Source organism: uncultured Methanobrevibacter sp., assembly GCF_902771435.1.
Taxonomy (GTDB): Archaea; Methanobacteriota; Methanobacteria; order Methanobacteriales; family Methanobacteriaceae; genus Methanocatella.
In genome coordinates, this window is the sequence record NZ_CACXXB010000016.1 from 27,133 (window position 1) to 50,190 (window position 23,058).

The window sequence follows — 23,058 nt, forward strand, 5'->3', positions numbered from 1 at the left end:
AATGCCAGTTATTACATTCAAATATCAAGATTTAAAAGATTTAGGAATCGATATGGAAAAAGATGAACTAATAGACACCTTACCAATGATGTCAAGTGATATTGAGGACTTTGATGATGAGGAAATCAAGGTAGAATTCTTCCCAAACAGACCTGACAACTTGTCCGTCGAAGGAGTAGCTAGATCTTTTAAAGGATTCATTGGTCAGGAAATTGGTTTTCCTGATTATAAAGTGGAAGAATCAGGCGAATATGTTACTGTAGACAGTGATGTTGCCTCCATCAGACCATACATCGGATTTGCAAAAATCGATAATGTTGATTTCACTGGCGATAAGCTCAAATATGTAATGGATTTCCAGGAAAACCTCCACTGGGTTATTGGAAGAGACAGAAAAAAAGTTGCTATCGGTATCCACAATGCAGATGTTGTTGAAGGTCCATTCAAATACATTGCAACACCGAAAGATGCAAATGCATTCGTACCTTTGGAAAAAGACACCGAAATGACTCCTGACGAAATCCTAACAGATCATGACAAAGGTAAAGCCTATGCTCATTTAATCGAAGATTTTGATAAATATCCATTAATTTTAGATAAAGACGACAATGTCTTATCCATGCCTCCAATCATTAACGGAGAGTTAACCAAACTTAAAGAAGACACTAAAAACATCATTGTTGATGTAACTGGTACCGATGAGAGAGCCGTCAATCAGGCTTTAAACATCATTTGCTCCTCATTTGCTGAAGTTGGAGGTCAAATCAAATCCATGGAAGTTAAATATGAAGATAAAACTATTAAAACTCCTGATTTAACTCCTCAAGAAATGAGCGTTCATGTTGATACTGCAAATGAATTGATTGGAGGAACCAATCTCAATGCAGAAGAAATTAAAGAGTTGCTCTTGAAAGCACGTTTTGATGCCGAAATAATCGATGAAAATGAAATCAAAGCAATCATACCTGCATACAGGGTGGATATCCTTCACGAAGTTGATGTCGTAGAAAATATTGCTGTGCAATATCACATTAACGACGTGGTTGCAGAGCTTCCGGACATGAATACAGTAGCTTATGAGAATGACTGGTTTAAAGCTGAAAGCACCATTCGTGAAGTGATGGTCACATTAGGTTTCCAGGAAATAATGAGTTTAATGCTTACAAATGAGGAAGCACATTACGAAAAAATGAATCAGGAAGAAAAACCTCATGTTCAAGTTGCAAGACCTATTACAATCGACAGGACAATGATTAGAACAAGTTTAATGAATAGCCTGATGGAATTTTTAGAGGACAACACCCACGAAGACCTGCCTCAGAAAATCTTTGAAATCGGTGATGTATTGTATCTTGATGAAACCAAAGAAAATAAAACCGCATCATCCAAGAAATTGGCAGCACTCGTTTGTCACTCAACTGCAAACTTTACTGAAATCAAATCCATTGTTACAAGCGTCTTAGCTAACCTGGGATATTCAATGGAAATAACCGACAGTGAAAATGAAACATTCATTAAAGGCAGGGCAGCGGACGTTACCGGTGAAGCGCAAAAAGGAACAATTAAAGGATTCTTTGGAGAGGTTTCACCTGAAGTGATTACCAATTTTACCCTGGAATATCCTGTAATCGGATTTGAAATTGAATTCATTAACAAATGAATTCTTTCACTCTTTTTTTAATACCACAGTTTTCTCATGTCAGTTTCCATTTGGGAGTAATTGTTAACCACATGAGTGCCATCATAATTATAGAAAACAAGTATGAATATTAATAGGATTATTATAATAGCTATTAAAATTATTGTCCATTTCTTCAATTATTCACCAACCATTGTCAAAGTTACTGTTCTGTTGTGTCTTGGTCCATCTAATTCAACAAAAAATACTGATTGCCAGGTGCCCAAGTCAAGTTTTCCATTTTTTATAGGCAAACATTCACTTGAAGAGAGTAAAAATGACTTCAGGTGTGAGCGTGCATTATTGTCAATTCGATCATGAGAGTAGGAATATTTGTCAGTGATTAAATTATCCAACGTGAACTGGACATCCTTTAATAAACCCGCCTCATTTTCATTAACGACAATGGCGGATGTTGAATGCCTTGAGAAAATGGAGACAATCCCCTCGTTAATCTCAATTAACTCATTAATTCTGGAAGTTATGTCAATAATTTCAAAGTTTTTTGAAGTGTTGATTTTTATAGAATCTGTTTTAACTGTCATTGAATAACTATTTGTCTAAAGTTGTTAATAAACAAAAGAAAAAAAAGAAAGGAAAAATTATTCGAATTCACTTTTACGTCTGTATCCATAAATAAGACATCCCATAATTGAGAGAATGCACAATACTATCAGCCCGGAAGTGTTTGTAAGCTCTTTTGATGTTGTAACAGGAGGAATAATTTCATATGCTTTTCCTTCGCTGGAAGCATCACCACTTCCAGTGTCTCCAGCATCCAAATCACCATTTGACAAGGCATCATTACTATTGTCTGAGGTATCCTGTGACGGAATGCTTGAACTGTTTGTTCCATAATTGCCAGATTTTTGTGAATTGGTTACATGTGAACCTGAAGAGTTTCCTCCTTGAGAATTTCCTTGGTAATTGGAACCTCCACTAACATCAGAAGTTCCCCCATCATCAGAATTTCCCTGAGAACCTGTTTCACCATCAGATGAGGTTGATTTTGAATCCTGTTCTACTCCCTTTTCTCCTGAAGCCTTATAATCATATTTATAATACTGACCACCAATTTCAACTTGAACATCATGGTCAACAGTATAATCTAAACCTTTAACAACAGTAGCCTGTCCGTTTTTAACATCAACTGTATATTTATTTCCATCAACTTCAACATTTGTTTGAAATGTTGCAAATTCATTGACTGCTTTTCCGGATGAGTCCTTCAGCTGAAGGGATAACGTATTACTAATTGATAATGTATCCAACTTCATTAATGATGCTAAAAGCCTTGGACATACAAAAGTATTTGAAGGGTCGTTAGAATCATACCAGTTCTGACCCAATTCAAAATTCTCATTTTCCCAGTAATTTTTAGCCTGGTAAAATTCATTATGCGCCATATAGTTATATTCAACCACAAGTTTCGAGTTACCTGAACTTCTGAATGCAGAACCCAACAAAAAACCGTTTCCCGTTTCAAATCCGCCCATAGATGAACGAGGATCTTTTCGGCTATGGGTTAATGAATTTGATTTGACAACGTCATTGGCTGATGTTGAATTGATATAAACACCATTGGTATTATCATATACATTGTTTCGAGTGATTAAAGTATTTGAAGACCTGTTGAACGTTGAAATACCATTTAAGTCATTATGGTGGATTGTGTTGTTAGTTATATTGCAAAATTCAATATTTGATGTTTCAATTCCGGACCATTTGTTATAGGCAATACTGTTATTTTCAACAAGACTGTTTTTCACATCCTTAAGCTGCAAACCATTGTTGGTGGCTTTTGAAATCTCATTATTGGATATGATGATTCTATCGCAATCTTTAATCAATATTCCATTTTTTCCACCAATTACATTATTATCCCCAACAGTGACGTTTTTTACGCCATCAACAATGACACCACAGTCACTGCCCCCAGCAATGATAGTTATTCCGGACAATATGCTGCCGGCTGATTTTGATGTAAAGTAAAATCCGAAAGTTTTGTCTATTCCTAATCTCTTAGCATTATCATTTAATTTGCCTGATGTGTAAACAATACTGTCATTTTTAGAAATTATGTTTAACTTCTTATTTACGATTAAAGAAATATTCCTGTACTCACCATCTGTAAATTCAAATGTATCCCCATCATTTGCACTATCAAATTTTGATTGAATGTCTTCATTTGATAAGTCAGAAGTGATTGAGTGATAATTGCTTCCTCCATCTGCAAGTACAGTCATATTGTTTTCTTGAATATTAGCTGCACTAACTGAAGAAACTAAGAATAAGAACAATAATAATGTGATAAAAATCTTAAATACTTTTTTACCCATATTAAAAACTTCCTAAACCTTATTTTTATAATCAATGAATAAAATATAAAAATAATTCTTAAAATGAAAGAAATTATCCATATACATAATATTGATTAACGATATACTCTTTGAATTTAAATATATTTAAATATAAGTATAATAACACCGTTATATTAGAAAATGTAGGCGATATAAATCTAATTACATCAAAAAGATTAGATTAACAGTGTTATATAACAAATTAAAGACATTTTAATTTAAATAATATGAAAATCAATATAAAAATAATTGCTTATCGATTAAATTTCATTATATAAATTAGATTAAGTAATTGATTATAATTAGTTATGAGGAAAAATCATGAATAAAAAGAGTTTAATATTATCAGTTCTGTTAGTATTAATTGTTTTTTTAAGTGCAACAGCAGTATCTGCAGAAAACACTACAGATAGTGGAAGTGTAGATGATGTATTGTCCGCTTCACAAATAACAATTGAAACAACAGACACCAATGATCAAATTCAAACAAAGATTAACAGTTTGAATGATGGAGACACTTTAAATTTCCAGACTGGAGAATATAAAGACATCTGTCTATACGTAAACAAAAGTATTACAATTAACGGAAACGGCTCTACATTATACGGTTATGATAGGCCTTCCGCAAATACCACCCCCGACATTATCATGAACAAGACCTCCGAAGGAGGATATGCCATTACAAATCTTGCTACATTATATATCCTTAAAACAAATGGTCTCGTTTTAAAAGACATAAATATTGTTGCAGGTGCAAACAGTGGGACAGACAAAGGAGCTGATACAAGATACAGCAACTGTGTAATCTACAATTATTTCTCAAACAAAACAACCATAACAAACACCGAAATTGAAGGTTGTTCCTGGGGAATTTGGTTCCAAAACTGCGCTGATGGAATAATCGAAAACAATGATGTTAAAAATCAGGGAATCACAGGAATTTTCAACTTCCAGTCACCTAGAACAATAATAAGGAACAACACAGTAACCAATGCCAAAAACCATGGTATCGATGTAAGGCATGGTGTTGGACCAAATGTGAAAGTTTTAAACAACACAGTAATCGGTTCTAAAGAAGGAATCTATTTATTGCACTCTGCAAAACATGTTGTAACCGGAAACACAATTGTCAATTGTACCTTAAGTTCAATCACCTGTTGCGGCGCTAGCCACATTACCATAAAAGACAACAAATTATACAACTCCAGAATCGGTGTTCTTTTAGGTGGAGGACAACCTGTAGGTGGAGCTTATACCGGATATAACAATATCACTATCGGTGCAAATGAATGGAAATTAGATACCTTACCAATGCCTCCTTCATTCGTATTTTATGTTGGCGAAGCAAAAGGAGATTACGCTGGCATTGATGCAATGATGGGCACTTACTCAGACAGCAGCCTAACCAATATCACCTATGTTGAATATAGTGGAATTGAAACTCCAAAAGACATTAATGTAGATTATAATACAATTCTTAAAGAAACAGGCACTATCGTTAAAATTTCTTCAGGAATGACCAATGCACAAATCCAAGAAAAAATCAATGAAATGAAAAACGGCGACACATTAAGTTTTGAGAAAAATGCAGTATTTGAAGACATCTGCATTTACATTGACAAAAACATTAAGATACTGGGAAATAATGCAACATTAAAAGGATTAAATACTATTGACATCAATAAGATTCCTGAAAAAATCACCAAACAGACCAATGAATCAGGATATGCAATTACCTACCGCTCAGTATTATATTCAGTGAATAACACCGGTGCAGTTATCAGCGATTTAAACATAATCGGAAACTATCCGGCATATGATTTAAACAAACCTAATGGACCTGCATATACTACTGCATGTATCTATGCTGAAAACAGCAAAAACCTTACAGTCACAGGCTGTAAAATTAACGGTGCATCATGGGGTATTTTTGTAGGATATCAACAGAGAGGATGTCCTAATTCAATTATTACCAACAATATTGTTAAAGACCAATACACTACAGGTATAATCTGTTTTGGATCCAAACAATCCATTATTGTTAACAATACAGTGGCTAATGCTAAAAACCATGGAATTGATGTAAGATTCCCTGCTGGATTTGGCGTTACTGTATTCAACAATACAGTATCAGGTGCTAAAGAAGGAATTTATCTTTTACACTCCTACGGACACAAAGTATATGAAAATACAATTTTAAACTCAAAAATAAGTTCAATTACCTGTTACGGATCATACAATGAAACCATATTCAACAATACATTAAGCGGAAGCAGAATTGCAATTTTACTCGGTGGAGGATACTATGATGTAACCATCGGCAAAAACGCATACAAACCGGACAAATTACCGTTCCCACCTACTTTCGAATTCTATGTGGTTCAAGGTGAAAACAGATACCAAAGTTCTGAAAATGTACAGGGCACATACAAAGATTCACAGGCTGTAAACTTAACTGCATCAGACGCTACTGTCGGATACAAAGGTTCAATGGATGTGACTTTAAAAGACAATAAAGGCAAAGCGATTGTAAATAAAACAGTCACAGTCACCGCTGGAGATGAAACTTTCACAGGCATGACAGATGCCAACGGTATTGCCCCAGTTAATGTGGACTTGCCGGAAGGCAATTACACTGCTGCTATCCATACTTCAAGCGATTATTACAATAAAGCAGGAAATGCAGTTGCATCAATAACTGTCAGTGATGATAGGGCAGATTGCGTAATAGCTGCCTCAAGTAAAACAGCATACTTAAAAACAATCAAATCAGGGTATAAATATTCAGTTACCCTAAAAGACAGTAATGGAAATGTTTTAGCTAACAAAAATGTTACAATCACATTTAACGGTAAAACATACAATTCAACTACAAACGATAAGGGAGTAGCTAGCGTAACACTAAAAGCAACAAAAATCGGATCCAAAAAAGTAACTGTAAACTTTGCTGGTGATGATGAATCCAAAGCAGCAAACAAAACCGCAACAATTAAAGTTAAAAAAGAGGCTTCCAAATTAACAGCTTCCAAAAAGACCTTTAAGGCCAGTGCCAAAACCAAGAAATATACTGTTACCTTAAAAACCAAATCCGGAAAAGCTATTGCAAAAGCAAAAGTTACTATTAAAATTAAAGGTAAAACTTACAAAGCAACTACAAAATCTAGCGGTAAAGCTACATTTAAGATTACCAAATTAACTAAAAAAGGCAAATACACCTCAATAGTTAAATATTCAGGTAACAGCTACTACTACGCAAAAACAGTTAAACCAAAAATAACAATAAAATAAAGAGATTTCAACTAATCTCTTTTAATTTTTCTTTTTTTAAAAAAATAAGATTAATACATATTCCTTTTAGAATATGCATAATAGATAATAAATATTCCAACTAGAATTAAAACTATCTGTGAGAATATTGCAAAAAATATTGCCGGAATGACCTTTAATTCCGCCAACAGCCATAACACACCATATATTACAATTAAAGCTCCGAATAAAATAGCTACTTTATAGCCTATATCCCTTAAATCAGGAACTCCTCCGTATGGAATTGGCATCAAACCACCTTACAGTTCTTTGGTTCCGTCATCGGTTCCGACAATGACCTTATCCACCATTTGTGAAAATATTCCATTTTCCACAACGCCCGGAATCGCATTCAAATCAATTTCCAGATGGGCAGGGGATTCAATCTCGTCAAACTTGGCATCGATGACAAAATTGCCGTTATCGGTAATTACCGGGCCGTCTTTCCTTTGAGCCATTCTGATTTGACAGCTAGCTCCCATATCCTCCAGAGCTTTTATGACCATTCTGGATGCATCAGGCAAAACTTCCACAGGTACCGGGAAATTTCCTAACTTTTCAACACATTTTGATTCATCAACAATGACAATGAACTCATCAGCAGCATAGTCAACTATTTTCTCCTTGGTGTGGGCTGCTCCGCCTCCCTTAATAAGATTGAAGTCAGAGTCCACTTCATCGGCACCGTCAACTGACAGGTCAATGTCATGCTCTTCCAAGGTAGTTATCGGAATATTCCACTGTTTTGCAATTAATAATGATTGAAATGAAGTTGGAATTCCCATTACTCTAATTCCTTCATCGCGAATTCTCATACCCACTTTTTCTATGAAGAAATGTGTTGTTGAACCTGTACCAAGTCCTAAAACCATTCCATCCTTTACATATTCGGCAGCCTTGTAACCTGCATTCTTTTTACCGGAATTATTACTGCTAGCATCTTTCATTATATCACAAACCCTAAAGTAAGTTTATTAAGATTATAACCTTTTTTGCATTCCTCCTTATGTTTTCCCTCATGATTTAACACAATGCATTTGTCATTTTCCATTAAACCTTCAGGGAAACACAAGTCATGGAACTGACAGGTTTCCTCATCACAATCAGGAGCATTAAATGTAAATGTTGAACCTTCAAAAATGTTCTTGGAAGTGGTCAGCAAATCTATTTGAGCCCTGTCAACTTCCACAGGCACAACTGCACCTTCAGCATGCACAGGACATTTCTGTTCATTGTCCTTTACATCAACAATGACATATTTTCTGTTTTCTTCCAGGCTTCCTATGCAAGATGATTTAAATCTACAATCCTTGCAATCTTCAGCAGGACCTAAAAAAACAAATTCTTGACCTTTTTTTGCTAATTCTTTACCAATCAATGTAATCATTTAAATCACCTCTGTTTTGTAGGCCAATTCATAAGCCGCATCCCGACAAATTCCATTATCTCCTAAAATAGTATATCTTTCAGGCCTGATTTCATTAGCCATCATCAATGCTTCGATAATGTCATCTTCACATACGCCAATTTCAGCAGCAGTGGTCGGGGCTTGAACAGCCTTTAAAGCATCCCTAATATATTTCCAGTCTCCTCCATGGAGATACATCATCATTATTGTACCTATACCGCACTGCTCACCATGCAGCGCAGGCTTGTCCAATATCTTATCCAGGGCATGTGAGAACAAATGCTCGGATCCGCTGGCAGGCCTTGATGAACCTGCAATGCTGATTGCCATTCCTCCACTGAACAATGATTTCATAACTATTCTTGCGCTAGGCTCAAGATTAGGCTTGATATTGGCTATATTGTCAGTGATTAAATTTGCAGACATTATGGACAATGCCGCTGCAGATTCGGAGAATGGTTCATTTTTAAGTCTGTGTGCCAACTCCCAATCTTTGATTGCAGTAAAATTTGCCATCAAATCAGCACATCCTGCAGCCAACAGTCTGAATGGGGACTGTGCTAGAACTTCAGAATCGGCAATAACAGCTATTGGAGAGTGAGCGGCAACAGATATTGAAGTATCAGGATTTTTGATTGATGCCATAGGAGATACAATACCGTCGTGTGAAGCTGTTGTCGGCATGGATACAAAGTATACGCCCTGATTGAATGAAGACAGTTTGGCAACATCAATGACTTTTCCACCGCCAATACCTAAAACTGTGGTATCAGGTGTAATCAATTCTTCGACTTCAGATATTGAATCGGCAGATGCTCCATTGACCTTAATAACATCATACTCAATATCATCATTTTCAAGACTTTCAATTACCGGAAACGCACCCACATCATAGGTGTGGGAACCTGTAACAATCAAAATCTTTTTATCTAAATGCAGAGATTTACATATCTCACCGGTATTCTTTATAATACCCGGATCAATGTAAACTTCACGAGGCATTTGTATTTTCCTATTACTCATAATATCTCCTAAATTGAATTATTCATTAATATATATGTATAAAATAATTATAAATAACTTTCTTTGAATATATTTAATAGTTATTAAAAACAGAATATTTAATACTATAAAAAATTATTTAGGTGATATGGTGGAAAATTTTGACGAATGGTTTCATGATATTTTAGAAAATGCAGATATAACCGATTCAAGATATCCTATTAAAGGGATGGCAGTTTGGAGACCATATGGTTTTCAAATAAGAAAGCACTCAATGAACATTATCAAAAAGCTATTGGATAAAGACCATGATGAAGTTCTATTCCCAATGCTTGTTCCTGAAACAGAACTAGCAAAAGAAGGCATACACGTTAAAGGATTTGAAGACGAAGTATATTGGGTAACTCAAGGGGGTCAAACCCCATTGAACGAAAAATTGGCATTAAGGCCAACCAGTGAAACTGCAATTTATCCAATGTATTCATTATGGATTAGAACACATATTGATCTTCCAATTAAAATGTATCAAATCGTCAATACATTCAGATATGAAACAAAACATACCAGACCGTTAATACGTGTTCGTGAAATTACCACATTTAAAGAGGCTCATACTGCACATGCAACCAAAGAAGAATCTGATGAACAGATTCAAGACTTTATTGAAATGTATAAAGAGTTTTTTGATGATTTAGGAATTCCATACTTAATTTCTAAAAGACCAGAATGGGACAAATTCCCAGGTTCTGACTATACTATGGCATTTGATGTGATTATGCCTAACGGTAAAACCCTGCAGATTGGTACAATCCACAATTTAGGCCAGACTTTCGCAAAAACCTTTGACATTACCTTTGAAGATAAGGACGGAGAGCACAAACTGGTTTACCAAACCTGTGCAGGCGTATCCGATAGGGTAATAGCTTCCGTCATTGGAGTTCATGGAGACGAAAAAGGGCTCAGACTACCACCTAAAGTATCACCGAATCAGGTAACCATAATTCCGATTTTATTCAAGAAAGGAAAAGAGGAAGTTTTGGCAAAATGCTCAGAAATCAAAGAACAGCTGGAAGAAGCTGGCATTAGAGTAAATATCGATGACAGGGACATCAGACCTGGTAAAAAATTCAATGACTGGGAACTCAAAGGAACCCCTCTTAAGCTTGAACTCGGACCTAGAGATTTGGAAAACAACATTACTGTTGCAATGAGAAGGGATGAAGGAGAAAAAATAGAACTCACTTTGGATGACTCATTGGCTGACAACGTCATGGATTTATTAGAGAAATCTAATGAAAACCTCTCTAAAATAGCATGGGATTTCCAGGGCGAACATGTCAAATTCACAGAAGATATCAATGAAATTTCAGAACTTGTTGAAGCCGGAAATGTTGTTAAATTCTACTGGGGTGGAGATGAAGCAGTAGGAAAAGAAATTGAAGAAAAAACCGGCTATGACATTTTAGGAATTCAGGAAGAGGTATCCGAAGGCAAATGCATAGCAAGTGGCGAAGATGCAAAATACGTTGCTTTGATAGCTAAAACATACTAGTGATTAAAATGGATAACATATACGCGATAATTCCAGTTACCACATTCAAAAATGCAAAAACCAGACTTTCTCCATTTTTATCAGAAGAAGAAAGGGAAAAACTCTTAAAGGCAATGCTTCATGATGTAACCGACACTCTAAAGAAATATGTGGACAAAATCTTTATCATAAGCCGTGATGAAGACATATTAAACTATGCTGAAAGCTTAAATGTTAACACCATTCTGGAAAACGAAAATTCCAATCTGAACAAGGCCCTGACACAGGCAATGAAATTATGCAAGGGAAAGACAAGGAAAATCCTTATCGTTCCCTCAGACATCCCCCTTATTGGAAAAACAAACATCAAGATGCTAATTGATGCAGGGAAAAACCTGGATTTCATCATCGTTCCATCAAAAGGAGGCGGAACAAATATGATTATAATGAAACCTATGGCAATCCGCACCCAATTTGAAGGATTCAGCTACAAAAAGCATGTTCAGGTTGCCGAAAAGAAAAAGCTAAATCCTCAAGTTCACGATTCATTTTTCATGGCATTGGACGTCAATACAACTGAAGATTTGGGTGAAATCCTGCTTCATGGTGATAATACACATACAAAACAATACTTAAAAGAGCTTAAAGTCAGTGTCGAGTCATACCGTGGATCTGAAAGACTTAAAGTTACCAGAGCTGATTAGATGATTGTAATGAGCATAGCAGGCGTTGACCCTTCAGGAGGTGCAGGAGTTTTCGCTGATTTGAAGACATTTCAGGCCATCGGCGTTTACGGATGCGGCATTGTTACTGCACTTACCGCTCAAAACCCATATAAATTCTTTTCAACAATGCCTGTTTCGCCTGAATATATTGAAGAGCAGATTGATTCAGTCATGGATTCATATGAAGTTGAATTTATTAAAACCGGAATGCTGTACTCACCGGAAATTATAGAACTTGTTTCCAAAAAGGTTAAGGAGTACCGCCTAAAAGCTGTGGTTGATCCCGTAATGGTTGCAACTTCCGGCGGCAATTTGACTAAAGAAGACATAGCGGATGCATTCAACAAATATTTGCTTCCACATTCCATTCTGACAACACCAAATGTCAGTGAAGCTGAAAAACTATCAGGCATTAGTATCAACACAAAAGAAGATGCAATCAAAGCCTGTGAAAAAATCAGATGCAACAGCATAATTACCGGCGGCCATCTGGACGGCATCAACACCATCAACATTAACGGCAATGTTACAACAATAAAGCAGGAGCTGATTGAAACTGAAAATCTGCACGGTACTGGCTGTAACCTATCATCAGCGATTGTTGCTCATTTGGCTAAAGGCAACGACTTAAAAACAAGCATTGTAAAATCCCTTGATTATGTTTATGAGGGAATAAAAAATGGAAATTATGGAACATTGATAGCTAAAATTTAACTATAATGCTCTAAAATCTAATTTTAAAAAAAGTAAAGGATGATAATAGCGAAAACTATTATTCTTCCATATCCAATTTGTCAACGATGGATTCCTGAAGTTTTATGAATTCCTTTGATTCTCTTTTTCTTGGCCTTTCAATATCAACTTCAATGATTTCTGCAATTCTTCCGGGATTCCTATCCATGATTACAATCTTATCGGCCAGAAATACGGCTTCATCAACATCGTGGGTTACAAAAACGATTGTGTTTTCAAATCTTTTCCAAACCCCTATGAGCTGCTCCTGAAGCTTGTGCCTATTTTGCATATCCAATGCAGAAAACGGTTCATCCATCAACAAGATTGGTGAATGATTAAGCAAAGATCTGATAATTGCAACCCTTTGCTTCATACCACCTGAAAGTTCATGAGGATAGCTATCCTTAAAGTCAATTAATCCAACACTTGTCAAGTATCTTTCTGCGGCCGCAATATTTTCCGCCTTGTTTCCCTTATTGGTCATCTCCAAACCGAAAGTAACATTCTGCAATACAGTCAGCCAAGGGAATAATGAGTACTGCTGGAAAATAACCGCACGGTCACCGGATGGGTTTTTAACGACTTCACCATTTGCAACTATCTCGCCTGAAGTAGGGTTATCGAGACCGGCTATTAATCTCAAAAGTGTAGTTTTTCCACATCCTGAAGGTCCTAAAAGACACACCAACTCCCCATCATCAATATGGACATTAATGTTCTCCAATACAGATAATTTATCTGATTTTTTTCCTTCAAAGGATTTATTAATATTTTTAACTTCAATTGACACATTAACACCTACCAGAAAATCCTATCTTGAGCTTTTGTAAATACAAAGTCAAAAGCAAGTCCAATCAAACCGATTACCAGCATACCTACAACTGTAGTACCTGTATCGAACAAGTTTGTTGCAGTCAAAATCATATAACCTAAACCACTGCTTGAACCAATCATTTCCGCTGAAATTGTACACATTAAAGCAATACCGATACCGACTTTTAAACCTGAAACAATATACGGGACGGCAGACGGAACAACAACACGTTTCAATACGTTCCAGTCGTTTGCTCCCAAGGTTTGAGCGGATTCGACCAAAACCTTATCGGTTCTTTTAACACCATCGATGGTATAAACCAAAATAGGAAATACACATCCCATGAATATAATGAACACAGCAGGAAAAGTACCGATACCAAACCATAAAATTGAAAATGGAATCCATGCGACAGGAGGAATCGGCCTTAAGACACTGATTACAAAAGTACACAAATCTTCAAGGGTCTTATACCATCCGAGCAAAATTCCACATGGAATTGCTACAACAGATGCACAGATTAAACCCGCAAACACTTTAAATAAGGTATCAATAGTGTTTGTTAAAAGTTTTCCGTTTTCAATAACCACCCAAGCAGAATTTATCACATCAAGCGGTCCCGGCAGGATATATGAAGAAAATAATCCTAAACCATTAGTTATCAGATACCAAAAAAATATTAAAATTATTGGTACGATTAATGGAACAAATTTGTTCTTGTAATTATCAAACATTTCATCACTTAACTAAAAATTTTATACATTAATAGTTAGGTTAAACTAGTATAAAAACTTTAAAAAATAAATTGAAAAAAAATAAAGTGAAGTTTAAGCTACTTCACTAGCTTCAACTTCAATAGTGCTGTTATATTCCCCATCTTTTAAAACAGACTTGGTACTCATTACTCCAAACAGCATTGTGGAGAAATTGTGTATCATTGAGGAAGTTGATGGTGGAATAACGCCCAATACACCCAAAACAAGAAGTGAACCATTGACCGCTACAATATTACGGTAGTTACTGTTGATTTTGTCCAACATTCCAACACTTAGCTTTCTAAGTGTTACAAGGTCATGCAAATCATCAGACAGTAGTGATATATCAGCCACTTCACGTGCGATATCAGATGAGTTTTTCATGGATACGGCTACGTCTGCGGCGGCCAGTGCAGGTGAATCGTTTATTCCATCACCAACCATTATTACGGTTTTTCCTTCCGCTTGAAGTTCCTCAACAATTCTTGACTTGTCTTCAGGAAGCACTTGAGATCTGTATTCGGTAATTCCAAGAGCTTTAGCACCTGCTTTAGCACCGCTTTCACTGTCTCCAGTAAGCATAATGACATTTTCAATGCCCAACTGCTTAAGCTCTTCGATAACGTATTTCGCTTCCTCACGTACAGGATCATCGATGCAGATTATTCCTTCAAGCTTTCCATCAATTGCAAGGTAAACTACAGAGTGCTCTTTGGCATTCTTTTCTATTTTTTTCTCCTGAGTTTTGGTTACTTTAACCTTCTCATCATCGAATAAAAAGTGTTTGGAACCTATCACTGCACGTTTTCCTTCATATTCGGTTACAATTCCATGAGCCACAATATATTTGACTTCACTGTGGTCCTCTTCATGTTTGAGACCTTCTTCTTTAGCCTGCTTTACAATAGCCGTTGCAATACTGTGTGCAAAATGCTCTTCAATGCAGGCAGCCATTCTCAAAATGTCGTTACGTTTGTATCTTCTGGACATTGGAATGACATCAACAACCTTTGGAGCAGCATTTGTCAGAGTTCCGGTCTTATCAAATACGATAGTGTCTGCATTTGCATAGTTTTCAAGGAATTTTCCACCCTTAACCATCATTCTGTTGTCTGATGCTTCGCGCATTGCAGAAATAATCGACAATGGGGTTGTCAGTTTGATTGCACATGAAAAATCAACCATCAGAACAGACAATGCCTTTGTAGGGTTTCTTGTAATCAGATATGTCAGCGCAGTTGCAAGAAAACTGTATGGAACAATTGAATCTGCGAGCTTTTCAGCCTTACTTTGAGTATCTGCCTTCAGCTCTTCTGAATTTTCAATCAAATCAATGATCTTGTTTAGTCTTGTCTCTTTATTCATTGAATAAACTTCAACGATAATGTTTCCTTCTTCAACAACAGTGCCGGCATGCACTGTTTTACCAGGCTTCTTGTGAACGGCCAATGGTTCTCCAGTCATTGAAGCTTCATTAACCATTCCATCTCCTTCAATTACTTTTCCATCAACAGGTATCACGTCACCCATATGGATTTTGATTTTGTCTCCCTTATTGATATCGACAGCAGGACACTGTTTTTCCTCACCGTTCTCTCCTACTACCCATACAGTATCAATATTTAAAGCCAGACTGTCTTTTAGAGTACTTTTGGCCTTTTGTATTGTGTAGTCTTCCAATGCATCGGAGATTGACAATAAGAACATCATGGAACTTGCCGGTTTGTATTGCTTATGCAGCAATGCACCGGCAACTGCCGCTCCATCAAGGAGTGCAACATCACATCTGAAGGCAGTTAAGCTATCCAGACCCTGCCAAATATATTTTGCAGCATGATAAATTGTCAGTGCATTTCTAAGTGGCATCGGTAAAAATAGTCTGTAACTGATTCTATTGAAAATCATTTTAGATAATTTCAAATAGAAATCATTTGTTATTTCTTTTGAAACTTGAATTTGTGTTGCTTCAGCTTCAAACAAATCATCAATTGTGATGCTTTTCAGGATATCAAAAATCTTTTGCTTGCTTTCAATATCCCCATCATAGTAAACTGTTATACTTCCGTTTCTGTGGGAAGTATATACCTCGTGGATGAAACTTTGATTTAAAAGTAATGAAGCTAGACCATAGCCTTCCTCTTTTGTAAAAGCCCATTGGCCTGAACGTACTCTCAAACGAGTTCCGTTATCATACATTACTTGATATTTCATTTTTTTGAACCTAAAATAAAAATTAATCTTTGGCTTCTACGTAGATTTCTTTTTTATCTTCTTCGTGAGCATCAATAACTATTTCTTCAGCATTTTCCCTTATGTCCTGAAATGTTTCTTCAGCGTCTCTTCTGACAGACATTACACCTGCCACTCCCTGAGTAGCGGCATCTTTTACTGTTTTGGATTCCAGTACTTTTTTACCAACGATAGCAGTTGCAATTCCTGCTGCAAAAATCAGTGCATGTTTGTGCTCAGCACATTTATCTAAAAAATCTTCATATCCCATTTTTCTACTCTCCCATAGTTATTAAAATAAATAGCTCAGCAATTAATATTTAGGTTTACCTAATATTTAAATTTTAGGATAACCTAAACTTTAAAGGATATAAATAAATAGTAAGAAAAATGAAATACTGATTACAAGGTGAAACATTGAATATCCATAAAAAATTTTTCTCAAAAATAGGATTTAACTATCTGATGTTTGGAGTTGCATCATTAATAATACAGATAATAGTGATAAATATCCTCGGCTTTACAAATCACAATATATTAAACAATTTCAATGCTATAACAATTGTTTCAGCTATATGCAATTATATTCTACCGTTTCCTGTATTATTCTACCTAATGAGAAAAATTGAAAAACAGGAAATGGAAAAGGAAAGTTTAAGCCTGAAAAAATTCCTGCTTTATTTATCAATTACATTTACGTTAATGTGGATTGGAAACATGGTTGGACTTGCAATAACATCAGCAATCGGCAGCCTGTTCCACACGGAAATCACAAATCCAGTTCAGACTCTGATTGGCTCAACAGACATCTGGCTAAACATGATACTAATCAGCGTACTCGGACCGATATTTGAGGAAATATTTTTCAGAAAATTCCTAATAGACAGAACAATAAAATATGGCGCCAGAGTTTCAATCATTCTCTCCGCAGTTATTTTCGGATTTTTCCACGGAAACCTCAGCCAATTCTTTTATGCATTCCTGCTCGGAGGATTTTTTGCATATGTTTATATAAGAACCGGAAAAATAATTTATACAATAATACTGCACATCATTGTAAATCTGATGGGATCAGTAGTCAGCCTGTTTGTGGTTCAAAGCGTTCAGGCATTTACTTCAAATACTTACGCAACAATGGATCTGGCGATTATAGTCATTTATGTCCTGATGATGCTTGCAGCATTATTTGTTGGACTGCTTGGACTGCTAAGCTATAAAAAAGGCAAATTCAACGGAAGCAAAAAACAGATTGTCATAAAACATCCATTGAAAACCAGCCTATTAAATCCTGGAATGATTCTATTTATTCTGTTTTATGTTTTAATAATTCTATATTCATTATTGCGGTAAAAAAAATAGAAAAGTAAAGTCCTATTGAAATGGTTAAAATTGATGGTGAAAACTTAAAAAAATAATAAAAAAAAGATGAAAAACAATTGTTTTTCAAACCTTTCCGCAAACAGCAGAAGACCTTAAGCCTTATCTTCCCTTTCCTCTTCAATAGCTTCAGTGACACTGTTTAATATTTGAAGTGATTTGGAAAATGCAGGCATACCTGAGGTTAACAATACAACCCTCAAAACATCAACAATCTCTTCTTTAGTAATGCCCAACACTTCAATAGCACTTCTCATCTGTTTTTTGGTAGCCCTTGGATCTGCACGGGAAGCGGTGATACCAATAGCAATTAATTTTTGAGTTTTATAATCTAAGACTTTACCATCCCATACTGTGTCGTTAATGTTAGATACTAATTCAAATAAGTCCTGATGACTATCTTTTAACTCTCTTATACCTTTACCATAATATACATCGCCTTTCATACAACTCTCCTCAAAATAATTTTAATTAATTAATGATTTAATTTTTAAGTTATATATAATTAATAGCTACTTTTTAATTAACAAATATCAAGTGGGGATGTGGCCCAACTATCTCAGGAAAAATCCACACTTCGAATACAAATTAATTAACAATAAATTATAAAAAAATTTTTAAAAGAGATTTAAATAATTTAAAATTAGTAAAAGAAAAAAACAATGCCCACAACATGAAACATGCTTGAGTAGGTAGACATTGAATTAATCCAATTATTCAAAATTTAGAATTTAAGTACCTGAAAATTGACTTTAAACTCTTAATGAATTATTATGAAAGAAATTATATATAAAGTAAATCAATTCATCAAAGGATTAACTCCTATTGGAAAGCAACAACAATATATTATTTTACTTTTTTAAATTAAATATAAATATTTAATTATCAGAGTTCTAAAAAAAAGCAGTATAGCAAGAACAAAATTATACAACTATCACATGAGTTTTCATACAGCTCTTCTCCTATAATATTTAATTAATACTTTAAATTTCAATTAGTGGTTTTTCAAGCTGAATTAGGATTATTGTCTGTCTCAAATTATAATATTAATTGTAGCACGTATTATTAAGATATAACATATATAACATGTGCTAAAAAAAGTTAGTGCATGTAGAAAAACAAAATGAAAAATAAAAATAACTGGATAATTAAGTAGTCCCGAGCGGAGTCGAACCGCTGTCTCTGGGTCCAGGGCCCAGAAGGATTGCCGCTACCCTACGGGACTATGAGAATAATAAAACATTTGAATAAATATATTTTAAGTAAATTCTTAATTAAATACTTAATCTCCAAATATATATTAAATTAGTGAATTTATATAGTTTTTTGTTGGACTAACATTCTATAATATCAGTGCCGTTAATGTTAGAATGTTTCATTAAAGCCATAGCTTTGAACTTACTTTTGATTTAAATCACAGCAACAGCTAATAATTATATCAAAGATAGATGCATCACCATACCTTCTGATTCTGCAATCCTATGGCAACAACATTTATATAGTAGTTATGAATATATATTCATAATACCTGAAGATACATTTGGGGAGAATATTATGGTAAGGCCTAAAAGAAGAAGAAGAGTAGTTACATGTCACAAACATGAGTTGAACAGGAATCGAAAACCGATTGAAATATCAGTAGACGAGTTTGAAGCTATCCGATTTAAAGACTATCATGATATAAAGCAAACTGAGGCCGCTGAATTCATGGGAATTTCACAGTCAACTTTTCACAGAATACTGAATTCTGCAAGACATAAACTGGCTACCTCTTTAATTGAAGGTCGACCAATAGTTGTTGTAAAAGGTGATACAATGATTGATCCGAACAAATACTTATGCGAAGACTGTGGTTTTCAATGGTCAAATCCAGAAAAAGAATACGAAGAGTGTCCTGATTGCAAATCAACAAACATTCGCAAATTAAACACAAACAATAGAAGAAATCAAATGTCAAATGACACATGCAGTTGCCCTAATTGCGGTTACACAGAGCCAAAGATTAGAGGCATTCCATGCAGAACAAAAACCTGCCCTGAATGCGGTTCACCACTACAGGGAAGAGGATTATGCAATATTTAAAAATAAGAGATGATTATAATGGCTGAAATTACAATAGACACCAACAAATGTGATGATTGCGGAGACTGCACAGACGTCTGCCCCATGGAAGTCCTGATTCTTAAAGACGGCAAATTAACCATCAATGAACCAGATGAATGCAGTTACTGCGAAACCTGTGTAGACATATGTCCCAACGAGTGCATCACAATCGAATGAAACTTCAAATCATTCCTTTTTTATCTATTTTAACTGACTTATTAACACATTAATCATTCATTAACTTCTTGTAATATGTGTTTGTCTGATATAATGCACCTACCGGATTGTGTGCGAGTACCTTATCTTTTGTAACAAGTGTTGTACACAGAGCTTCAGAATACTTATAAAACAGGCTGTCATGACCGACACATAATCCCATTACTACATTAAGCTCTGTTTTTTCATTGTTGAGTATTTCTGCCTGAAGAATCGGGTTGCACATTACATTCCCGGTTATGGTTGTTTTTTCTTCATCCAACCCAGTTATTTCTGTTTTTTTCATTGATCCAACTTTGCATGCGACGGAATATACTTCAAAGTTGTGTTTTTCAAGGATTTTTGCAAATGTACTGCTTTCCTCCATCAGTCCCACGCATGCGGCTATTCCTATTTTATTCATTTTTAGTCTTTTTGCAAACTCTATGATTTCTTCCACTCTTGTGTATTTGCAGTAGAACTCTTCTTCTATCTCTGCAGATATCCGTGATATCTCTTTGTTGTTGTCTTCATTGTACAGTTTTTCGATTTCAATTATCTCATCATTTGTTAATTCTCTTGTTGGACAGAATTTAGGATATTGTCCGTCCTGGTGTTTGCAGTTTATAATTCTGCAACTGGTGCAGGAGTATTTTTTCATGATATTTCCCCCAGTGATTATTTTTCCTTAAATTTCATCACCCAATAAGAAATCAAGCATATTCTTACCTTCCAGTAATATTTTCGTTTATGGACAGTATTTTTTTACCATCCAAATCTTACCTTTTGAACCTTGCATAACCGACATGCATCTGGAAGATAATCAATGTAATTATATATTATCTTATAACTAATTATTCAATATTCAAATAAATATATTTTAAGTTAATTCTTAATTAAATACTAATTTTCCTAATATATAATTAAATTAGAGGTAATTAAACTCCCTTTCTTTAAACTTTTACTTTTTTTAAATATTTCAACTGAAAATATTCACTACTTATGATTGTTATATTGGAATTTGATAATAAACAAAAATATTGAAATGGCCTAATTTTTTTAAATATCTTTTAAGCTATTCTTTTTTTATTGTATCAAAATTAAGTAAATTTACACATAAAAAGGCAAAGTTTTAATATTGCATTAATGATATAATAATATATACACTTATAATGGAGGTGAAAAACATGGCAATCCCTAAAGCTCCTGTAAAAAGGATTATTCAAGAAGCTGGCGCGGAAAGAGTAAGTGCTGATGCTGTTGATGCATTAGCTGAATACTTAGAAGATTACGCAGAAGATGTCTCTAAAAAAGCAGTAACCTATGCAAAATATGCAAAAAGAAAAACAGTAAAAGCAGAAGATATTGCTTTAGCTATTGACAGTCCAAAAGCTGAATCTCCTGAAGAAAAACACAATATTTTAGACGTAATCAAAGACGTATTTGATGCTGCATCTGAAGGAAAAGGCATTGAAGACATCATTAAATCATTTAAGAAAATGGAAAAAAAATGAGAATGAACACGTTAAGATATTGTAATTTGCAAGTTTTTCTTGCAAATTTTTTTATTTTTTAAGATTAATTAGCTATTTTTTATTTTTAACTATTTTTGTATATTCCTCTGAAAATATTCAGTTTTAAAATATAATCAGAATTGAAATAAGTATATCCTGCAAGTTTTAACGATAATCTCCATACGGAAGGGGTAAAATCGGATAGGGAATAATATCCGCATGAGTACTATAAAAATGACCATGTCCCCATGGCCTTTTTAAATTAGGATCAACACATATATTATCAATTTTGGCAAAGAAATGCCTATGACGATACATTTTATTTCCGACATGAATAAAATAGAGTTTATGATTTTTTCTAAGACCAATAGCATCCATCATCTGCAATAACAATTCCGCCTTACAACAACAATTACCTGCTTTACGTTTAAGAGTTACAGATGGCTTTTGATAAAAACCTGCATTTCTTTCCTTTTTAATATTTTTACGAACCCATAACGTTAATTTTTTAGCAGCTGCCAAACCTTTAGATTTGCCAATAATTTTAAAAGCCAATTTTTTGATTTTCCCAGTTACATGACAACTATAACCATAACCCCAATCATGACCATAACTGTGAACTTCAATAGCATTAGTACACTCAGATTGTAAATAACAGTTAATTAACGTTAAATTAAAAGAAGTAATGTTTGATTCATTATCACAAGTTATAAAAAAATTATCTTTAAAAATGATATTTTTAAAAGTAATTGATAAATTATTTTCATTGATTTTAAAAAACGAATTATTATTTAAACTAATAGAATGGTTATTACCATCAATAGTAAATGATTTAGAGATATTAAATGTATTATTATAATCTGAATAATCTTTATCAAGAGTTAATGATTCATTAGAATCATTTAATTGAGTGGTTAATTCTGTAAAATTTCCTATTTCAGTATTATTATCATTTGCAGATACACAGCCGATAGAAATAAAGATTAAACATATTAAAATAAACAATTTTTTAATAATTATCTCCCCCAATAATAATATTTATTGCTTATTGTTAATAAAATAAACTCAAAAAGGGATAAATTATATCAAAATGCAAGAATTCTATAAGTTCGGCTCAAATTGAGAAAAAAAGTAGGGGGATAACCCAAATTCTCTCTGAAAAACTTTAAATAGCAAAGACACCCCCACAATAAACGGCAATGAAAAAATTGAAAAACACATAAACTATTGAACCACCCCATCCTATAGAGGATGGGGATTCCTGAATTTTTTTCACTTAATAATGGTTAATTTAAGTATTTTTTCAGGCTATCCCCGTTGAACCAG

The 23,058-nt window shown here is 34.5% G+C and carries 22 protein-coding genes and 1 tRNA gene; 9 read left to right on the forward strand and 14 right to left on the reverse strand.

Annotation, left to right across the window (positions count from 1 at the left end; genetic code table 11):
- The first annotated feature begins 1 nt into the window (after position 1).
- Positions 2-1,660 carry a phenylalanine--tRNA ligase subunit beta gene (gene pheT, locus QZU83_RS05640; protein WP_295610364.1) on the forward strand — a complete coding sequence of 553 codons (1,659 nt, stop codon included), beginning with the start codon at positions 2-4 and terminating at the stop codon, positions 1,658-1,660.
- Between the two features lie 158 nt (positions 1,661-1,818).
- On the opposite strand, the gene QZU83_RS05645 is transcribed toward pheT, so the two are convergent.
- On the reverse strand, positions 1,819-2,223 hold the full coding sequence (locus QZU83_RS05645) for a secondary thiamine-phosphate synthase enzyme YjbQ (protein ID WP_295610366.1): 405 nt from the start codon (positions 2,221-2,223) through the stop codon (positions 1,819-1,821).
- Positions 2,224-2,280: 57 nt separating this feature from the next.
- Positions 2,281-4,017 (reverse strand): nitrous oxide reductase family maturation protein NosD, encoded by a 1,737-nt coding sequence (locus QZU83_RS05650; RefSeq protein WP_295610367.1) that lies wholly within the window; start codon positions 4,015-4,017, stop codon positions 2,281-2,283.
- A 342-nt stretch (positions 4,018-4,359) separates the two neighbouring features.
- Between QZU83_RS05650 and QZU83_RS05655 the strand changes: the two genes are divergently transcribed.
- The gene (locus QZU83_RS05655; RefSeq protein ID WP_295610368.1) at positions 4,360-7,326 is read left to right on the forward strand and encodes a NosD domain-containing protein; all 2,967 of its coding nucleotides are present in this window, start codon (positions 4,360-4,362) and stop codon (positions 7,324-7,326) included.
- Positions 7,327-7,376: 50 nt separating this feature from the next.
- Here QZU83_RS05655 and QZU83_RS05660 read toward each other — a convergent pair whose 3' ends face one another.
- From QZU83_RS05660 to QZU83_RS05675, 4 genes are read right to left on the reverse strand one after another with little or no spacing between them, the layout of a single operon-like run.
- Positions 7,377-7,595 (reverse strand): hypothetical protein, encoded by a 219-nt coding sequence (locus QZU83_RS05660; RefSeq protein WP_295610370.1) that lies wholly within the window; start codon positions 7,593-7,595, stop codon positions 7,377-7,379.
- A gap of 9 nt (positions 7,596-7,604) precedes the next feature.
- Positions 7,605-8,291 carry a ribose-5-phosphate isomerase RpiA gene (rpiA, locus tag QZU83_RS05665; protein WP_295610372.1) on the reverse strand — a complete coding sequence of 229 codons (687 nt, stop codon included), beginning with the start codon at positions 8,289-8,291 and terminating at the stop codon, positions 7,605-7,607.
- Positions 8,291-8,731, reverse strand: coding sequence for a UPF0179 family protein (locus tag QZU83_RS05670; RefSeq protein WP_295610373.1), 441 nt, complete (start codon positions 8,729-8,731; stop codon positions 8,291-8,293). Before QZU83_RS05670 ends, rpiA begins: the two co-directional genes overlap by 1 nt.
- On the reverse strand, positions 8,732-9,775 hold the full coding sequence (locus tag QZU83_RS05675) for an NAD(P)-dependent glycerol-1-phosphate dehydrogenase (RefSeq protein WP_295610375.1): 1,044 nt from the start codon (positions 9,773-9,775) through the stop codon (positions 8,732-8,734). It abuts the gene before it with no gap.
- Between the two features lie 127 nt (positions 9,776-9,902).
- Here QZU83_RS05675 and proS point away from each other — a divergent pair, with 127 nt between their 5' ends.
- From proS to thiD, 3 genes are read left to right on the forward strand one after another with little or no spacing between them, the layout of a single operon-like run.
- Positions 9,903-11,306 carry a proline--tRNA ligase gene (proS, locus tag QZU83_RS05680; protein WP_295610376.1) on the forward strand — a complete coding sequence of 468 codons (1,404 nt, stop codon included), beginning with the start codon at positions 9,903-9,905 and terminating at the stop codon, positions 11,304-11,306.
- Positions 11,307-11,314: 8 nt separating this feature from the next.
- Positions 11,315-11,989: a 2-phospho-L-lactate guanylyltransferase gene (gene cofC / locus QZU83_RS05685; protein ID WP_295610377.1), complete on the forward strand. Its 675-nt coding sequence runs from the start codon at positions 11,315-11,317 to the stop codon at positions 11,987-11,989.
- Positions 11,990-12,724: a bifunctional hydroxymethylpyrimidine kinase/phosphomethylpyrimidine kinase gene (gene thiD / locus QZU83_RS05690; RefSeq protein WP_295610378.1), complete on the forward strand. Its 735-nt coding sequence runs from the start codon at positions 11,990-11,992 to the stop codon at positions 12,722-12,724.
- 58 nt (positions 12,725-12,782) lie between these two features.
- Here the strand turns inward: thiD and QZU83_RS05695 are convergent, their stop codons facing one another.
- The 4 genes from QZU83_RS05695 to QZU83_RS05710 all read right to left on the reverse strand — a co-directional run bounded on the left by QZU83_RS05695 (position 12,783) and on the right by QZU83_RS05710 (position 16,814).
- Positions 12,783-13,535 (reverse strand): ABC transporter ATP-binding protein, encoded by a 753-nt coding sequence (locus tag QZU83_RS05695; protein WP_295610379.1) that lies wholly within the window; start codon positions 13,533-13,535, stop codon positions 12,783-12,785.
- An 8-nt stretch (positions 13,536-13,543) separates the two neighbouring features.
- The gene (locus QZU83_RS05700; RefSeq protein WP_295610381.1) at positions 13,544-14,293 is read right to left on the reverse strand and encodes an ABC transporter permease; all 750 of its coding nucleotides are present in this window, start codon (positions 14,291-14,293) and stop codon (positions 13,544-13,546) included.
- 93 nt (positions 14,294-14,386) lie between these two features.
- Positions 14,387-16,525, reverse strand: a complete 2,139-nt coding sequence (locus QZU83_RS05705) for a heavy metal translocating P-type ATPase (RefSeq protein WP_295610382.1) — start codon at positions 16,523-16,525, stop codon at positions 14,387-14,389.
- A 22-nt stretch (positions 16,526-16,547) separates the two neighbouring features.
- The gene (locus QZU83_RS05710; RefSeq protein ID WP_295610384.1) at positions 16,548-16,814 is read right to left on the reverse strand and encodes a DUF6110 family protein; all 267 of its coding nucleotides are present in this window, start codon (positions 16,812-16,814) and stop codon (positions 16,548-16,550) included.
- Between the two features lie 344 nt (positions 16,815-17,158).
- On the opposite strand from QZU83_RS05710, the gene QZU83_RS05715 reads away from it, so the two are divergent.
- The gene (locus QZU83_RS05715; protein ID WP_295610385.1) at positions 17,159-17,893 is read left to right on the forward strand and encodes a CPBP family intramembrane glutamic endopeptidase; all 735 of its coding nucleotides are present in this window, start codon (positions 17,159-17,161) and stop codon (positions 17,891-17,893) included.
- Positions 17,894-18,015: 122 nt separating this feature from the next.
- Here QZU83_RS05715 and QZU83_RS05720 read toward each other — a convergent pair whose 3' ends face one another.
- Positions 18,016-18,366, reverse strand: a complete 351-nt coding sequence (locus QZU83_RS05720) for a carboxymuconolactone decarboxylase family protein (RefSeq protein WP_295610387.1) — start codon at positions 18,364-18,366, stop codon at positions 18,016-18,018.
- A gap of 707 nt (positions 18,367-19,073) precedes the next feature.
- A tRNA-Gln gene (locus QZU83_RS05725) sits at positions 19,074-19,145 on the reverse strand.
- Positions 19,146-19,474: 329 nt separating this feature from the next.
- Here QZU83_RS05725 and QZU83_RS05730 point away from each other — a divergent pair.
- Together QZU83_RS05730 and QZU83_RS05735 are read left to right on the forward strand one after the other, a co-directional pair.
- The gene (locus QZU83_RS05730) at positions 19,475-20,002 is read left to right on the forward strand and encodes a DUF134 domain-containing protein (protein WP_295610388.1); all 528 of its coding nucleotides are present in this window, start codon (positions 19,475-19,477) and stop codon (positions 20,000-20,002) included.
- An 18-nt stretch (positions 20,003-20,020) separates the two neighbouring features.
- Entirely contained in the window at positions 20,021-20,200 is a 180-nt protein-coding gene (locus tag QZU83_RS05735) for a 4Fe-4S binding protein (protein ID WP_295610390.1), read from the forward strand.
- A gap of 49 nt (positions 20,201-20,249) precedes the next feature.
- Here QZU83_RS05735 and QZU83_RS05740 read toward each other — a convergent pair whose 3' ends face one another.
- Complete coding sequence (locus tag QZU83_RS05740; RefSeq protein ID WP_295610391.1) at positions 20,250-20,879, reverse strand: DUF1847 domain-containing protein; 630 nt, start codon at positions 20,877-20,879, stop codon at positions 20,250-20,252.
- Between the two features lie 526 nt (positions 20,880-21,405).
- Between QZU83_RS05740 and QZU83_RS10790 the strand changes: the two genes are divergently transcribed.
- Positions 21,406-21,732, forward strand: coding sequence for a histone family protein (locus tag QZU83_RS10790; protein WP_394347112.1), 327 nt, complete (start codon positions 21,406-21,408; stop codon positions 21,730-21,732).
- Between the two features lie 165 nt (positions 21,733-21,897).
- Here QZU83_RS10790 and QZU83_RS05750 read toward each other — a convergent pair whose 3' ends face one another.
- Positions 21,898-22,761, reverse strand: a complete 864-nt coding sequence (locus QZU83_RS05750) for a transglutaminase domain-containing protein (protein ID WP_295610392.1) — start codon at positions 22,759-22,761, stop codon at positions 21,898-21,900.
- Between the last annotated feature and the right edge of the window lie 297 nt (positions 22,762-23,058).

Coding starts and splice junctions, on each gene's coding strand:
- pheT (WP_295610364.1), top strand. CDS start 2: ATGCCAGTTATTACATTCAAATATCAAGATTTAAAAGATTTAGGAATC.
- QZU83_RS05645 (WP_295610366.1), bottom strand. CDS start 2,223: ATGACAGTTAAAACAGATTCTATAAAAATCAACACTTCAAAAAACTTT.
- QZU83_RS05650 (WP_295610367.1), bottom strand. CDS start 4,017: ATGGGTAAAAAAGTATTTAAGATTTTTATCACATTATTATTGTTCTTA.
- QZU83_RS05655 (WP_295610368.1), top strand. CDS start 4,360: ATGAATAAAAAGAGTTTAATATTATCAGTTCTGTTAGTATTAATTGTT.
- QZU83_RS05660 (WP_295610370.1), bottom strand. CDS start 7,595: ATGCCAATTCCATACGGAGGAGTTCCTGATTTAAGGGATATAGGCTAT.
- rpiA (WP_295610372.1), bottom strand. CDS start 8,291: ATGAAAGATGCTAGCAGTAATAATTCCGGTAAAAAGAATGCAGGTTAC.
- QZU83_RS05670 (WP_295610373.1), bottom strand. CDS start 8,731: ATGATTACATTGATTGGTAAAGAATTAGCAAAAAAAGGTCAAGAATTT.
- QZU83_RS05675 (WP_295610375.1), bottom strand. CDS start 9,775: ATGAGTAATAGGAAAATACAAATGCCTCGTGAAGTTTACATTGATCCG.
- proS (WP_295610376.1), top strand. CDS start 9,903: ATGGTGGAAAATTTTGACGAATGGTTTCATGATATTTTAGAAAATGCA.
- cofC (WP_295610377.1), top strand. CDS start 11,315: ATGGATAACATATACGCGATAATTCCAGTTACCACATTCAAAAATGCA.
- thiD (WP_295610378.1), top strand. CDS start 11,990: ATGATTGTAATGAGCATAGCAGGCGTTGACCCTTCAGGAGGTGCAGGA.
- QZU83_RS05700 (WP_295610381.1), bottom strand. CDS start 14,293: ATGTTTGATAATTACAAGAACAAATTTGTTCCATTAATCGTACCAATA.
- QZU83_RS05705 (WP_295610382.1), bottom strand. CDS start 16,525: ATGAAATATCAAGTAATGTATGATAACGGAACTCGTTTGAGAGTACGT.
- QZU83_RS05710 (WP_295610384.1), bottom strand. CDS start 16,814: ATGGGATATGAAGATTTTTTAGATAAATGTGCTGAGCACAAACATGCA.
- QZU83_RS05715 (WP_295610385.1), top strand. CDS start 17,159: ATGAGAAAAATTGAAAAACAGGAAATGGAAAAGGAAAGTTTAAGCCTG.
- QZU83_RS05720 (WP_295610387.1), bottom strand. CDS start 18,366: ATGAAAGGCGATGTATATTATGGTAAAGGTATAAGAGAGTTAAAAGAT.
- QZU83_RS05730 (WP_295610388.1), top strand. CDS start 19,475: ATGGTAAGGCCTAAAAGAAGAAGAAGAGTAGTTACATGTCACAAACAT.
- QZU83_RS05735 (WP_295610390.1), top strand. CDS start 20,021: ATGGCTGAAATTACAATAGACACCAACAAATGTGATGATTGCGGAGAC.
- QZU83_RS05740 (WP_295610391.1), bottom strand. CDS start 20,879: ATGAAAAAATACTCCTGCACCAGTTGCAGAATTATAAACTGCAAACAC.
- QZU83_RS10790 (WP_394347112.1), top strand. CDS start 21,406: ATGGCAATCCCTAAAGCTCCTGTAAAAAGGATTATTCAAGAAGCTGGC.